Here is a 13,400-nt window from a genome sequence, read left to right on the forward strand (position 1 = left end):
GTCTCCTGATCCGGGCCTTGACCGACCGGCCGCCGCCAGCGGCGACCACCGGCAGGCGAGCGCGGCCGGCAGCGCGCCGTGACCGACGCCCGCGCCCTGTACGAGCACGGCCAGGACCAAGACGACACAGGCCCAGCCCCGCAGGCGGCGCAGCCCTCGCCCTGACGTCTGTCCGGCAGCTGCGCCCACCTGACGCCCGGATCCTTCCGGTGCGCCAACTCGTCCGGCGCGGAGCGCGAAGGCCCCACCGACGCGCAACACCCCCTGGAGGACCGCCCTATCCCCCGGCCGCTCCACCTCACCACGCCCCGCCCTCCCCTTCCTTCTTCCTTCTTGGGTGGGGGTCGTTGTGGGGGTGCAGAGGGGGATGTCGGGCTACCCGACCACGCCTGAAAGGCGTAGTGACCTGCGGATATGCCGTCAGGCGCCCGGTGTGTGCGGACAGTTGTCGGTGGGGTTGCGGGAGGGGATGCCGGAGGGCTTGCGGGCGTGGTCGGGGGCGGGGTTATCACAGTGTGACGCTGGTCGGGCCTTCGTGGTCGGTCATGTGGTCGGGGCCGACTGCTGGCCTGGACGGTACGCGCGACGCCGGACAAGACCGGCGCCGCTCCGTACATGAAGGGCAGCAGCGGCGATGCTGAACGTGGACGCCGGCGGCGGGGACCGGCTGGCGCTGGCCGTACTGGCGCAGTACCGGATGGCGACGACGGAACAGATGCATCTGGTGATCGCGCCCGAGGTGCGGATCGAGCAGACCCGGCGCCGCCTGGCCAAGCTGCGCGGCGAGGGGCTTATCGACCGCGTCACTCTGCCGCAGGCCGGCCGGACGCGGGTGTGGTTCGCCACGCAGTACGGCGTGGACGTCGCCTCCGAATGGCCCGAGCTACGCCAGCGGCGGCCGCCGAGGCTGATCGCGGACCGCACCGCGGCCCGGCTGCGGGCAGGGCATGCGCTGACGGTGACGGAGACCGGGCTCGCCTTCCTGCAAGATGCCCGTCGCCGCGGCGACGAGTGCCGGCCACTGGACTGGATCCCCGAGGTCCACCACCCCCTCGGCTGGCCTTCGGAGTCCTCATCGCCCCCACGGCCTTCGGTCAGGGAGTGCTTCACACGGTGGGGCAGCTTGCGGACGGGATCACCCAGTCACGCACGGCCCGGGCGCCGGGGACCACGGCGGCGACGGTGTCGAACAGCATCCGCTCCGTCCAGCGCTGCCCCAGGTCCTCACCGCTCAGGGTCTCCGGGCCCGGCCGGGGCACCGCCGCGGGGGCATCGGGCCAACTGCTCGCCACGGCGGCGGGGTTGAGGCCGTAGGCGGCCTTCACGGCCGCGATCGCCTGCTCGTAGGTATCGGTCTGCGTGTCTATCGTCAGCTGCACACCCTCCCTTGTACCGGAGTCACGGTGGCGGCCGGATGCCTGGCGGGTCCGCGCCCGGAGGTGCAGCTCAATCCAAGGGGTGGGGTGCGCCTGATGAACCGGGCGTCCTCCAGACAGGGCTGGACGGTGGCGATTCAGTTCAGGTCGGTGAACAGGAGGGTGCCAAGTTGCCCGCCGGAAAGGACGCGATGCGGCCGGCGGCGGCGTGGCGGATCGGCGGCGCAGTGGTCGAACGTCCCGGAGGCGGCTGCCTGCGGTCAGCTTGTGTGCGCGGAGGGAGTGGCCGGCACATCGCAGCTGACTTCTGTGGGTCGCCTATGAAGTGACTGTAAATAGTCTTCAACTTCCATGATCTTCCTCCATAGGATCTTGCGCCTGTGCGATCAATCGCACACCTGTTTGAGCCCTTACGGGGAAGGACACGAATCTTCGTGCATCGACATAAACGCTGGTGGTTACGTGCGGCTTTAGGCGCGATGCTGCTGACGCTGACCGGTGTCATGCCGGCCTCTGCCGAGACGGCCCCGATCGAGCCCAATACGGCCAGCAGGCTGCATCTGCCGCCGTCGGCGACGCCGGCCGCAGGACCCGAACTCCACGGCGACGCCCTCGCGGCTGCCGGCGGGCGGCCCGTCTCGGGCAAAACCCCGGAGGCCGGCCCGGCATGGAAAAAGGTGGGGGATACATGGCAAGTGGATCGCACCACCGTGACCCTGCGCAACACGGTGACCGACCCAGATGGCGACCAGAGTGATCTGACGTTCGACGTGTGGACCGTGAACACGGACGGCTCGCCGAAGGCACACCTCGACACCGATAAGAACCAGTACGGCATGCCCGTCTCCGGCTACGTCAAGTCCGGTGAGAAAGCCTCCGTCACCATCGACTACGGCTACCTCAAGCCCGGCTCGACGTACGCGTTCCGTACTTCCGCCTACGATGGCGGCCTGTACGAGACTGACTGGTCCCCGTGGGCGAAGTTCACGATCCGCAGCCACGCCGTCGACATCACCTTGCCTGAGCCCAACAAGGACGCGCCGGCCGTTGACCTGGACCAGTATCAGAAGCCGCAGGTCACCAACGACCATGTGAATTCATCCCCCGGCAACCCCGGCTCGCTGACCAGGGACGAGTTGCCGGCACCACTCGGCAAGGGCTGCAAGGAGACAGGCGCCAGGATCTACTGCGCCACGGTTGGCAGGCCTGCGGACATGACGCCTGACGAGCGTTCGCAGGTGGCAAAGGGGCTGCGCACCGTCGGTGTCTCCAGCCTCGTCTCCTGGTGCGACGGCGCGGCGGTCGGCCAGGACTACATCAAGCGCACCGAAGGCTGCGTGAAAAAGGCGAACGAAATCACCAACACGATCTATTCCAAACTTCCCAACGGGGAGATCTGGCCGGTGGGTCGCGCTATTTTCGCCTCGCAGATCGAAATCAAGACAGACATCAAGTCGAATACGTTCACCCAGCAGTGGACCTTGAAGCCTCTGTCCTTCCGTGACGCGGCCGGCGAGGCTTCGGAGTGGGGACCGCTCACCTTGCGGCCCAAGTTCAGCTGCGCCCCTCAGTGCGCCACGAGCGCCCCCACGTGGTCGGCGCCTCCTACCTGGTCGACGACCGGCGTTGACTACCACGAGGCAACCGCGACGTTCACGCACACCGTCAGCGGTGTACAGGCCGGCGGCATCGTTCCTGTACAGCTCACCTGGAAATGGGACAACACCGTCCCCAATCAGCTGCCGGACGCTTTCCCCGACGGGGACATCGGCAACTCGGTGCCTGATCTCGACATCCGCTGCGATGCCGTTGCCACGGCTACGCCGGGATGCGTGTTCTCCGCCTACAAGCCGACCTGGGTCATGAACTTCAAGAAGTTCCCGGCTTCCGTCGCACACGCCTGGCTGACACAGACCAAGCTACCCAACCACCCCGGAAGCCAGACAGCTGGCAAGCCGCTGCTGTACTTGCCGGCCAGCGGCTCCAGCACCGGGCGTACACCGACCCAGAACCGTGCCGTGATCTGTCCGTCAAGTTGGGCCGCAAAGTCAGGCAACCCCGACACGACCACCCTCCCGGGCAACACGCCCAGCGGGAACGACCCGCTGTCGTGCGACGAGTTCGCCTATGCCGCCACCTACAACAGCGGCGGCATGCCGGCCCCCGACGGACTCAACCCGGTCTCTTCGGGTAATCAGTGTGTGCAGACATACTCACAGCGCACCCAGACCGATGTGTGGCACTTCTATGACGACATGCGCCAGGCTGCGCCAACGTGGAAGGAAGTCTGCGGACGCTCCACCATGTCGAACTGGATGAACACGCAGTCCATGCAGCCGTTCCCGTCGCAGTTCACGCAGCCGAACCGGATGCTCGAAAAGGACGCCTACTGGTACTACGCCCCCGAATTCTCCGGGTGCAGCGCAACCGCAGCGACCGTGAAGTGCACGGTCAAGTGACCTGAACAACCTGTGGGGGCGGTGCGCATCGACTACGGTGGCGCCGCCCCCGCTCCTTTCCTGACAGGAGATGCTGCTTCATGACCGACGGCCTTCAGTGGCTCGAAGACCCGGTTCCCCTCCCCGGCGGCTACTGCACCATATTCGCGCGCGGTATCGATCCCGAAGACCTCGTACGGCGGCTCGTTCCTAATGCCGAGCCCCGCTTCATCGGCCTGCGCACACATGAAGCATTTGAAGCCGACCTGTTCCAGATCGACCGCAGCAAGCCCGTGGACACGACCGTGGGCGTCCGCTACGGATCGGTCGGTGACCTTTCTTTCTCCATCGGCTACGGCCCCTGGCAGGAGACCCTCAGCCAATTCGACACTCCTGAGATCTCTCACGGCGGTGCGCATACATACGAGCTCTATTTCATGGCCGAGCACCCGAACGTCCCTCCCCCGCATTTCCGTTACAACCACGATGGCGTGTACGAAGTGATGTGTGATCTCAACAACGACGACTGGGTAGGAGTCGTCAATGTCCTTGGGAACAACGCCGAGCTGGTCGCCGCACTGGAAGCCGACAAGCGGCGCCCCATGGAGATCCTGGAACAGCGGTTCGGTCTGACCCTGCCGAAGGAAGCGATACTCACCGGTACCCTGCCCGCCGCCATCATCAAAACCTGACAGCAGCAAACCCGGCGGGGTCCGCACAGACGCGAGGTGACCCGCAAACCCCCACCGCATGGCAGCACCACCACAAAGCGGATCACCGTACGCGTTCGCGAGACCGGCAGGCCAGGAACCGCGCAGCCCTCCAGACCTCACACTGAGTAACCAGTTCCTGCGGGCCCGTCAGATGCACGAAGAGTGAAGAAGAGGCTAACCAGCTCAAAAGCCCGCAGCCCGGCGAGGAACCGGAGGATGATGCCGGGCCGGCATGGATCCGGGGTGCGTCCGTGGCGTCCAGTACGCGCTCTGAACGCCGGATGGCCCCGGCCGGGCGAACAGCCGGGGCCATATCCCGTGGATTCTCGTGCCGCGAGTGTGGGAAGCAGGGTCAGTGGTGGCGGCCATCGCCGTGGTGGTGGCGCCCGCCCCAGGAGGCGTCGTCGATGAAGCGGTCGTGGTCGTTGCGCAGGGTGGCCGTGTCGGAGTGGTTGTCCCACACGTACTTGCGATCAGAAACGGCAAGGATGCGGTTGAGGCGATCCAGTTGGCCAGGCAGCGGCAGTAGCCGGCGTCCCCCGGCCGCGCTCATCAGCAGCGGTCATAGGACGGTGCCCTGCAGGGCGCGATGGTCGCCGAACATCGCGTAGCGGCGGGACGCGAGGACGAGCTCGCGTTCCTCCCCGATCGCATCGATCGGGTCGTCGGTGCGCAGCGCCTGGCTATGCACGCGGGTACGGGATGCATTTGTCGACGACTTTGGAAGTCACTTCAGGGTCCTGCCTCGTGACCAATGTTGCTGAGTTCGGAAACTCACCTACAAAGCCACGTAAACCTGGTGTCCATCCGGAAAGGTCGATGAACCACTGCTTCTCGGGCCGCCTGCAAATGACCCTGCCCCCGCCTCCGCCAGGCGGGCGGGCGGAAATCGCCATGCGGCAGAGCGGCCGGGCGTAGCCCGGCTGCTGAAGCGTTTCGGCCCGCGTTTCGGGCACTGATGGTATCCGAATAGCTACTTTAAGTTAATGTCGCTGTGTGGTGAGGTGGGCTCACCAGCTTCGCAGGGGTCCGCAACGCTCAAGCACAGGCACCTTGCGTGCGTATCGCATCGACAGGCAGGAGTGCAGATGGCCACTGATGAAGCGGTTTCGGTGCAGGAAGCACCGGCTGGGGCATGATCACGCCGTCCCGACGGCGCAGGACCTGGAGCGCGCCGAGCGTGCCCTCAGGGAGTTGGCCGCCCGTAAGAAGCTGGCCAGCAGCGAGCCCCTGGTCAGGCCGGACACGCACTGGTGGGGTTTCGAGCTTCACCTCAACGCCGAGGCCGCCGACAGGGCATCGGAATTCAGTGAGCAGATCGGTGATGTCGCGGGCAAAATCCTGCCGTCGCCCTTCAACAAGATCGTGGAGCTGTACTGCAAGGTCCGGGCCGCGCTGATCAAGGCCGTCTCCGCCGGGTACGGCTGCCGGCTCGTCTCGCCGTGGTTCGCGCCGGGCATGCTCAGCCCGATCACCAAAGCCCCTGACGAGGACACCAGTCCGTGGTGGACGGTCTTCGAGGAGGGGCGGAAGCCGGGGGAGGAGTGGAGCGAGGACCAGCGGTTCCCCCTCCACGCCAGCCAGGACAACCCGGCCCTGGCGATCCTCGGGGGCAAGCTGTGGGCGCTCCACCGCGGCGGCGGCTCCGACAAGAGCCTGTGGCAGACCTTCTACATCCCCGCCCCGCCGCCGAACTACACGCCCAACAACGGCTGGAGCGCGGACGAGTCCTTCCCCCGGCACGCCAGCGACGCGGGGCCGGCGGCAGCGGTGTTCCGCGACAAGCTGTACGTCGTCCACAAGGGCAACGGCAACAACAGCCTGTGGTGGACCTCCCCGGACCGCCACCGGCGCCTGGGAAATCGACCGGGAATTCCCGCGGCACGGCACCGACACCGGGCCTGCCCTGGCCGTCTGCGGCGACTACCTGTACTGCGTCCACAAGGGCAACGGCAGCGCCAGCGTGTGGTGGACCCGCTTCGACGGCACCAGCTGGAGCCCCGACCAGGAGATTCCCCGCGTCGCCACGTCCTCCAACCCGGCGCTGGCCGTCTACAACAACAAGCTGTACTGCGTCCACCGGGGCAACGGCGACGCCAGCATGTGGTACACGACTTTCGACGGCACCCACTGGAGCCAGGACACCCTCATCCCGGGCAAGGCGACCGTCGCCGGACCGGCCCTGGCCGTCTTCAAGGGCAAGCTGTACTGCGTTCACCGCGGAAACAACGACCAGAGCCTGTGGTGGACGGCCTTCAACGGCTCCACCTGGAGCCCGGACACCGAATTCCCCAAACACGCCAGCGGCGCCGGCCCCGCCCTGATCGTCTACCGCGATCCCTACGGCAGCAAAGACCAACTGTTCTGCGTCCACCGCGGCTACGGCAAGAAGAGTGCCGCCGCCGACGAGAACCGAGAACCCACCGCCGTGGGCGAACCGGTCAGCGGCTGACAGCTCGCCCAGCAGTGACACGGAAGAAGGGCTCGAAGGAAGTCGACGGTAGGTGCCAAGCCGGGAAGCTTCTTCCGCTCGAACCGCCCCTCTGCCGCAGTGCTCGGTCACATACCGGCCCCCGGGGATGGAGGGGTTGCATGACCGAACACGAAGGTGCGGTGGAGCGTGCGAAGCGGTACGAAGGGGTCGCCGCTAGGTACGCCAAGAAGGCAATGGAGGGCGATGCGGGCGCGGCACAGCTGGCGCAGGCGTTCGCGTCGCTGGCGGTCGCTGCCCGGATGGAGCGCATGGACTGGCGTATGCGGGTGCTCGGTGGCCAGCTCGAAGACGTAAAGAAGTCGATGGACCTTCTGCGCCGCAAACTGCCCGAGCGGTGACATCCATCAGCTGGCAGCGGCGGTGCTTACCGTGGGGTCGTGACCACACCCTCCGATGACGCGGCCAAGCGGCGAGCGGCTGGAGCGGTCCCCGCAGTCGGCTGTCCGCGAGGTCCTCGGAGAGCGCCGGCCTTCGGGGTGGGTGCTGCAGAAGGCGCGGCGGGCGCGGTCCCGCCCAGGGCGTACTGCACGCGCGGGACTGTGAGGAAGCGCCGAAGGACGCGCCGCCGCTCAAGTGGATGCGCGCCCTGGACGTCGCGGAGAATCCGGCGACGCGGCTGTGCACCTTGTGCGGTGCGCACAGGAAGTCACACCGCTACTCCGCGGCTTCGACCACATCACCGACACCTGACTTGGGGCTGGCCAACGCGTAGCAAGCGTTCCCCGGCCCGTGTAGACGCCCTGCTTGCGTGTCTGTGGATGGCTTCTAGCGTTGCCGGGTTGGTGCCGCGGCGAATGACAGAACGAGAATGCCGTCTTCTTCTGCTGCTGTGACGGTGTATCCCCGCTGCATGAGAATTCCCGACACCGCGGCCTGCACCACCGCCCGCATGCTGTCGTTCGATGCATGGCCCGGCTGGCTGGCGGTCAGCGCGGTGAATTCGTCGGATGCCGCCCACCGGACCAGCACCCCTTCGGGAACCTCACTCACCCGCGGGCCCGGCATCCCGCCGTCCGTCTCCGCGACCAGGTTAGAAGCCGGCCTCGCTGAGGACGTGCCGTACCTGGGCGGTGAGTGCAGACGGGGGTGACGCCATCCCGTGCACCTGCCCCGGATCGAGCCCGTCATGCGGGTTGGCCTCCCCTCCGGGCCCCCGATGGCGCAGTGCGGCCGGCGATGCTTCCGCCGGGGTCGTCGGCCAGCGCGAGCAGCGCCGTGACGCGTTTTCCGACCGGCTCGCGGTGGACCCCATAGCCCTGGCTAACGGCGAGGGTGATCTCCGGACCATGCCGGCCGACCCGCTGCGGATCGGTGGCGGCGACGTCCGGCAGGGCCGGATCGCTGTCCCACACCGACACCCGCACCGCGCCCTCGGTGATCTGCAGATCGAGCATGACCAGGCCCGGCGCGTACTTCACCGCGTTGGTCACCAGTTCGCTGACCACCAGCTGCGTCATGCCCATCGCCCGCTCCGATACCGGCAGCCCGTGCACGGCCTGCACCTTGGTGAGGAAGGTGGTGGCCAGATGCCGCGCGGCGCCGATGCAGGAGGAGTCGCCGTCAAAAGCGGCCGACGCCGACAGCAGATCGCGGTCCTTGGCTGTTTGTCCCTCATCCCCCGCGGTCTGCCCCATGCAACCCGCCCCCGTCTCACGCCTTCTTCGCCCGCTGGCGGGACACGGGGCTGATGGCCGAACTGCATGACCGGCTGCGCGAGGCCGTCCGCGGCGCTGAGGGCCGAAGTCCGGAGCCGACCGCAGACGTCGTGGACTCGCAGTCGGTGAAGGCGGACGCCACCGTTACCCACGCCTCGCGGGGCTTCGACGCCGGGAAGAAGATCAACGGGCGCAAGCGCCACTTGCTCACTGACACCCTCGGGCTTCTGCTGGCTGTGCTGGTCACGCCGGCGTCCACGACCGACCGGGACGCTGCCCGCATTCTGCTGCCTGCGGCGAAGAAGCATTTCCGGCGGCTGGTGCGGGTCTGGGCCGACGGCGGTTACACCGGCCACCTCACCGACTGGACCGTCCATACCTCGGAGTCGCCCTCGACATCGTCCGCCGCAGCGACGACATCCAAGGATTTCAGGTCCTGCCCCGCCGCTGGGTCGTCGAGAGATCTTTCGCCTGGCTCCTGCGCAGCCGGCGCCTGGTTCGTGACTACGAACGGCGCGCCGACACCAGCGAGACCGTCGTCCTGTGGTCGATGACCATGCTCATGAGCCGCCGCCTGGCCGCCCAGCACCAGCAGCGTCTTGCTCCGTCGCGGGCAGCGTGAACCTGCCTGGCTTCTCCTCGACCAGCCAGCCCCGTTCCACGAGCCGTTTCAGCCGGGCCCTCGCTCCCTCGACACGGGAGGCGGAGGCGCTGTCCCAGCCCAGCACCACCGCCCCCGCCGGGCACCCAGCACATCGGCCCCCGCTTCCCTGGCGGCGGCCATCAACGCTTGGTAGTCCACCGACAGCACCTCGGTTCCGGCCGCGTCCTGGCGGTGTGGCACCGCCCGGCGCGGGCCTACCGGCTTCGTCTGCGACACGACGACGGCCTCGGCGGGCGCATCCCCCTCGGCCAGCGCCTCCAGATACTGCTCCAGACCGATCACCCGGCGTCTGAGCACCTCCTCTGCCTCCGCCAGAGCCACCCGCACCCGCTCCAGCTCGGCTCCGAGGTCCTCCACCCGCACCGCCGCGGCCTTCTGCCGCGCTTCCAACACCGCCTGCATCGACGGCATCCGCCACCCCCACGACTCAGCCAGCAACGAGCCGAGACTTCCGCGACAGCCGCGATCTCATGTCTGACCAGCAAAAGTCACACACGAGGTTCGGAAAGAGAACGACCTCTCAGGGAGGGGGCGAGAGCCAACCGAGTGCGGTCACAGGGGAGAAGAGGAAACGCCGAAACCGAGCGGCCCAGCTCGTCCGCGCGATCAATCCCGGGCCGAAATCGGTAAGGTCCCCAGACGACCTCCGCGATCTGCTCGGGCGTCGGAGTGCCGGCAAGGTGCGGCCGGTCGTCGTTGGGTCGGGGACGGTCGGTGTCGTCCCGGATGGTCAGCTGGATCTGGAGCTCGCCGAGGTTGGCCGGGCCGTCGAACCGCACGTACAGCACTTCATGAGGCTCGGCCTGGAGTTTGATCCGGAGCTGGGGTGTCAGTTCCTTGTGCCAGCGGTCCCGCTCGATCTGCGCGATGGATTCAGCTGTTTCGTTCGCCTTCCAGGCTGCCCTGTTGGCCTCGCGGGAGGCCTTCCATGCTGCGCACCGGCAGCGATGCCGCTGAACGCTGGTGAGGCCGCGGCTATGGAGGTATCGAGGATGCTCATGCCGGCCTGTACAGCCAGGCGGGCGGGTGTGCCTGACCGTCTGATCGAGTGAGGCACAGCCAACCTCGGGCGTGCCGCGCGGCGGAGCCGCTACGAAGATCACGCACTGCAAGTGATCTTCGAGAGGACGTCCACTCGTGCGCCTGGACTACGCCGCTGCGGCTGCCGCCTTCGCCGCCCTGCTGTTCCCCACGACTGCCCACGCCGCCCCCGCCGTCTCCGCGCCGGACGACGCGGTCACCCTGCCGGTACGCGACGCCCTCGCCCGGCTTTGTTGACGATTCTTGAAATTCCCCACCCTTGCTCGGCTCTCTCCCCAGACCTGCTCTTGGTCCCCACCCGCGCGACGTGGCTGATTCCGTGAGGCAGGTCCGCCCGGCACCCAAGAGGCAGCGTGCTGCTGGTGATGGTCCGTGTCGCGACGCAGGGTTCTCCTCGAGTGTCCCGATCCTGCGGGCGGCCGAGGTCACCCCCCTTTCTCGGTGAGCTCGGCCAGTGTCTGCTTAAGCCAGCGCACGTGCGTGTCCAGAGCGAGGTCCTTGTAGTCGTGGACATGATCCAGGATCTGGGCCATGCGGGGCTGGTCGACGCCGGGCAGCCAGGGCTCATCGCGGATTTCCCGGGCCCGGAACCTGTCCAGCTGTGCAAGGCGCGCGTCGAGTTCAGTCTGCACGAGGCGGACCTGTTCGTCGCGGTCGAGGAAGATCGCAAAGGTGTAGCGGACCAAGAACTCCGGGTCGCCGAAATCGGGTGACGGCGTGTACGGGATGGCAAGGCGCTCGCGCAGCTCCCGCACGCCGGCTTCGGTGGCCAAGTACACCTTGGCATCCGGCCGACCTTCATTGCGCTGCACGTCGTAGCGGACCCAGCCGTCGGCGCACATACGGTTCAGCGTCCGGTACACCTGGCTCTGCTGCGTACGGATGCGGAGCATCCGGCCCATCTCGCTGTCCAGCCAACGCTTCAGGTCGTACCCCGTGCAGGGACGCATGGCCACCATTCCCAGCAACACGTGCTCCAGCTTCATTCGCGGTTACACCCCTTTTACCTATGGCACTAGTCACCTATGCCACTTTGCCCCTACTCTCACGGTGCCCGAGCCGTCCCCGCCGGGCCACCCACGCACCGGGAGACCCTATGCCCCAGACCTTGAGACCCTGGCGCCGACTGCGCCGGAACCTGATCACGCTCACCGCCACCGTCCTGGCGCTCACCTGCGCCCCCGCTCTGGCGAGCACGCCCACCGGGGCCGGATCAACGGCCGGTTTCGAACGCTCCCTCCTCGCCCGCACCGACCAGGGCCTGGTCCGCGGGGAGAGCACGGCCGGGGGGCGGCAGTTCCTCGGCATCCCCTATGCCGCGAAGCCCATCGGCGACCTGCGCTGGCAAGCCCCCCGTCGCCCGGCGAACTGGCGCGGTGTCCGGGATGCCACCCAGTACGGCGACTACTGCGCGCAGAACACCTACTGGGCGCCCGGCTACGAAAAGCAGCACACCACCGAGGACTGCCTCGACGTGAACGTGTACACGCCGCCCACGGCCGCCCGCTCGTCCCGGCTGCCTGTTCTCGTCTGGATCCACGGCGGCGCCAACATCGGCGGAGACGCCCGCGACATCGTCCCCGACACCTTCGCCCGCCGAACGAATTCCGTCGTGGTCACCGTCAACTACCGGCTCGGCGCCCTCGGCTTCCTGACCCTGCCCGGGACCACCGGAAACTTCGCGCTGCTCGACCAGCAGCAGGCGCTGCGCTGGGTCCAGTCGAACATCGGAGCCTTCGGTGGTGACCCACGGCAGGTCACCCTGGCTGGCGAGTCGGCCGGCGGCAGCGCGGTCTGCGCCCAGCTCGCTTCCCCGGCCGGCCGGGGCCTGTACCGCGCGGCCATCATCCAGAGCGGTGCCTACTTCGACTGCGCGGGCATCACCCGTGAGAAGGCCGTCGCCACCGGAATCACCTTCGCCAAGAAGCTCGGCTGCATCGACCCGGCGACCGTGACCGATTGCCTGCGGGCCAAGCCGACCAAGGCGATCCTCGACGCACAGAACGGCACATTCCTCGAGACCTGGAACTACACCGTCGGCGGCCGTGCACTGCCCCTCCAGCCCGCGCAGGCCTTCACCTCCGGCCGGGCCTCCCACGTTCCCGTCCTCAACGGCGCCAACAGCCACGAGGGTTTGGTCTTCTCCTACGACAGCTTCGACCGTTGGGGCAACCCCCTGACCTCCGACTCCTACCCCAAGGCTCTGACGTCCGCCTTCGGCGACGCCACCGGCGCCAAGGCCCTGGCGCGCTACCCGCTCAGTGCCTACCAGCGCCCCGGCTACGCCTACGCCGCGGCCTTCGGTGACCAGCTCTTCGCCTGCCCTGCACTGCGTACCAGCGCGCGCCTGGCCAGCCGCGGGCAGGTCTACGCGTACGAGTTCGCCGACCGCACCTCCCCGCTGTTCGCCTCCCTGCCGCAAAACGCCGACTTCGACTTCGGCGCGACGCACGCGGCCGAACTGAACTACCTGTTCAAGCCATACGGCATCAGCGCCCATCTCAACACCGAACAGCGCACCCTGGCCGACCAGATGACCGCCTACTGGGGCTCCTTCATCCACGGTTCAGCCCCGAGCGCCCCCGGCCAGCCCGCCATGCCGGACCAGACCTCGACGCCTGGTGAAGTGCTTCAGCTACGGACCGCCTCACAGAGCGGCAATACCGCAACGTCGGAGACCGAGGCCGCACACAAATGCGACCTGTGGGACGCCGCCGCCACCCCCTGACCCGCACCCGTTCCCCGCGCCCACGCGCGGGGAACGCCCCCCACAGGAAGTGATCTCCACAGGGCTTCATCGCCGCAAGCGAAGGCCACTCGTGAAACGCCCCCAAGGGTGCGGGAACGCCGCCCGTCAAGGTCGCTCGTCAGGCATCGCCGCGCGATGGCCCACGGCCACCCCCTGACAGTCTGCGACGCTCCCAAACCTCGCTGGCCAACCCGCCCTGGTTAAGCCCGCAACAAAGTGGGGAGGGCGAGCAGGGGCGGCCGTTTTCAAAGATCGCCATCAGCTTGCGGT

Annotated in this window: 14 protein-coding genes and 5 pseudogenes; 10 read left to right on the forward strand and 9 right to left on the reverse strand. The window is 67.7% G+C overall.

What is annotated here, in order from left to right:
• Nucleotides 1–715 precede the first annotated feature (715 nt).
• Nucleotides 716–991 (forward strand): annotated as a pseudogene (locus ACZ7L0_RS28910) (replication-relaxation family protein); the annotation flags it as partial.
• 115 nt (nucleotides 992–1,106) lie between these two features.
• Here the strand turns inward: ACZ7L0_RS28910 and ACZ7L0_RS28915 are convergent.
• Nucleotides 1,107–1,379, reverse strand: a complete 273-nt coding sequence (locus tag ACZ7L0_RS28915) for a hypothetical protein (protein WP_471245573.1) — start codon at nucleotides 1,377–1,379, stop codon at nucleotides 1,107–1,109.
• Nucleotides 1,380–1,855: 476 nt separating this feature from the next.
• Between ACZ7L0_RS28915 and ACZ7L0_RS28920 the strand changes: the two genes are divergently transcribed.
• Both ACZ7L0_RS28920 and ACZ7L0_RS28925 read left to right on the forward strand, forming a co-directional pair.
• Entirely contained in the window at nucleotides 1,856–3,835 is a 1,980-nt protein-coding gene (locus ACZ7L0_RS28920; protein WP_471245460.1) for a hypothetical protein, read from the forward strand.
• Between the two features lie 80 nt (nucleotides 3,836–3,915).
• Nucleotides 3,916–4,506, forward strand: coding sequence for a hypothetical protein (locus tag ACZ7L0_RS28925; RefSeq protein WP_471245461.1), 591 nt, complete (start codon nucleotides 3,916–3,918; stop codon nucleotides 4,504–4,506).
• A gap of 373 nt (nucleotides 4,507–4,879) precedes the next feature.
• Here the strand turns inward: ACZ7L0_RS28925 and ACZ7L0_RS28930 are convergent.
• The 3 genes and pseudogenes from ACZ7L0_RS28930 to ACZ7L0_RS28940 form a co-directional block, all read right to left on the reverse strand.
• Nucleotides 4,880–4,999, reverse strand: a pseudogene (locus ACZ7L0_RS28930) (lamin tail domain-containing protein); the annotation flags it as partial.
• A 90-nt stretch (nucleotides 5,000–5,089) separates the two neighbouring features.
• Nucleotides 5,090–5,218, reverse strand: a complete 129-nt coding sequence (locus tag ACZ7L0_RS28935) for a hypothetical protein (protein ID WP_471245462.1) — start codon at nucleotides 5,216–5,218, stop codon at nucleotides 5,090–5,092.
• A 577-nt stretch (nucleotides 5,219–5,795) separates the two neighbouring features.
• Entirely contained in the window at nucleotides 5,796–6,002 is a 207-nt protein-coding gene (locus ACZ7L0_RS28940) for a hypothetical protein (protein ID WP_471245463.1), read from the reverse strand.
• A 488-nt stretch (nucleotides 6,003–6,490) separates the two neighbouring features.
• Between ACZ7L0_RS28940 and ACZ7L0_RS28945 the strand changes: the two genes are divergently transcribed.
• The 3 genes and pseudogenes from ACZ7L0_RS28945 to ACZ7L0_RS28955 form a co-directional block, all read left to right on the forward strand.
• Nucleotides 6,491–6,979: a hypothetical protein gene (locus tag ACZ7L0_RS28945; protein WP_471245464.1), complete on the forward strand. Its 489-nt coding sequence runs from the start codon at nucleotides 6,491–6,493 to the stop codon at nucleotides 6,977–6,979.
• A 140-nt stretch (nucleotides 6,980–7,119) separates the two neighbouring features.
• Nucleotides 7,120–7,359, forward strand: a complete 240-nt coding sequence (locus tag ACZ7L0_RS28950) for a hypothetical protein (RefSeq protein ID WP_471245465.1) — start codon at nucleotides 7,120–7,122, stop codon at nucleotides 7,357–7,359.
• 91 nt (nucleotides 7,360–7,450) lie between these two features.
• Nucleotides 7,451–7,711: pseudogene (locus tag ACZ7L0_RS28955) on the forward strand (DUF6233 domain-containing protein); the annotation flags it as partial.
• A gap of 75 nt (nucleotides 7,712–7,786) precedes the next feature.
• Here ACZ7L0_RS28955 and ACZ7L0_RS28960 read toward each other — a convergent pair.
• Nucleotides 7,787–8,011, reverse strand: coding sequence for a hypothetical protein (locus tag ACZ7L0_RS28960; protein WP_471245466.1), 225 nt, complete (start codon nucleotides 8,009–8,011; stop codon nucleotides 7,787–7,789).
• 134 nt (nucleotides 8,012–8,145) lie between these two features.
• Nucleotides 8,146–8,655 carry an ATP-binding protein gene (locus ACZ7L0_RS28965; RefSeq protein ID WP_471245467.1) on the reverse strand — a complete coding sequence of 170 codons (510 nt, stop codon included), beginning with the start codon at nucleotides 8,653–8,655 and terminating at the stop codon, nucleotides 8,146–8,148.
• A gap of 53 nt (nucleotides 8,656–8,708) precedes the next feature.
• Between ACZ7L0_RS28965 and ACZ7L0_RS28970 the strand changes: the two are divergent.
• Nucleotides 8,709–8,972 (forward strand): annotated as a pseudogene (locus ACZ7L0_RS28970) (transposase); the annotation flags it as partial.
• A 140-nt stretch (nucleotides 8,973–9,112) separates the two neighbouring features.
• Nucleotides 9,113–9,298: a transposase gene (locus ACZ7L0_RS28975; RefSeq protein WP_471245564.1), complete on the forward strand. Its 186-nt coding sequence runs from the start codon at nucleotides 9,113–9,115 to the stop codon at nucleotides 9,296–9,298.
• Here ACZ7L0_RS28975 and ACZ7L0_RS28980 read toward each other — a convergent pair.
• Together ACZ7L0_RS28980 and ACZ7L0_RS28985 are read right to left on the reverse strand one after the other, a co-directional pair.
• Nucleotides 9,237–9,742 (reverse strand): annotated as a pseudogene (locus tag ACZ7L0_RS28980) (hypothetical protein). The gene ACZ7L0_RS28975 and the pseudogene ACZ7L0_RS28980 overlap by 62 nt on opposite strands.
• Before the next feature lie 86 nt (nucleotides 9,743–9,828).
• Entirely contained in the window at nucleotides 9,829–10,443 is a 615-nt protein-coding gene (locus tag ACZ7L0_RS28985) for a hypothetical protein (RefSeq protein ID WP_471245468.1), read from the reverse strand.
• Between the two features lie 34 nt (nucleotides 10,444–10,477).
• Here ACZ7L0_RS28985 and ACZ7L0_RS28990 point away from each other — a divergent pair, with 34 nt between their 5' ends.
• On the forward strand, nucleotides 10,478–10,618 hold the full coding sequence (locus ACZ7L0_RS28990; protein WP_471245469.1) for a hypothetical protein: 141 nt from the start codon (nucleotides 10,478–10,480) through the stop codon (nucleotides 10,616–10,618).
• Nucleotides 10,619–10,806: 188 nt separating this feature from the next.
• Here the strand turns inward: ACZ7L0_RS28990 and ACZ7L0_RS28995 are convergent, their stop codons facing one another.
• Nucleotides 10,807–11,367 (reverse strand): PadR family transcriptional regulator, encoded by a 561-nt coding sequence (locus tag ACZ7L0_RS28995; protein WP_471245470.1) that lies wholly within the window; start codon nucleotides 11,365–11,367, stop codon nucleotides 10,807–10,809.
• Nucleotides 11,368–11,477: 110 nt separating this feature from the next.
• Between ACZ7L0_RS28995 and ACZ7L0_RS29000 the strand changes: the two genes are divergently transcribed.
• A complete protein-coding gene (locus tag ACZ7L0_RS29000) occupies nucleotides 11,478–13,109 on the forward strand; it encodes a carboxylesterase/lipase family protein (protein WP_471245471.1) in 1,632 nt (543 codons plus the stop codon).
• Nucleotides 13,110–13,400 lie beyond the last annotated feature (291 nt).

Source organism: Streptomyces sp. NPDC039424, assembly GCF_055639495.1.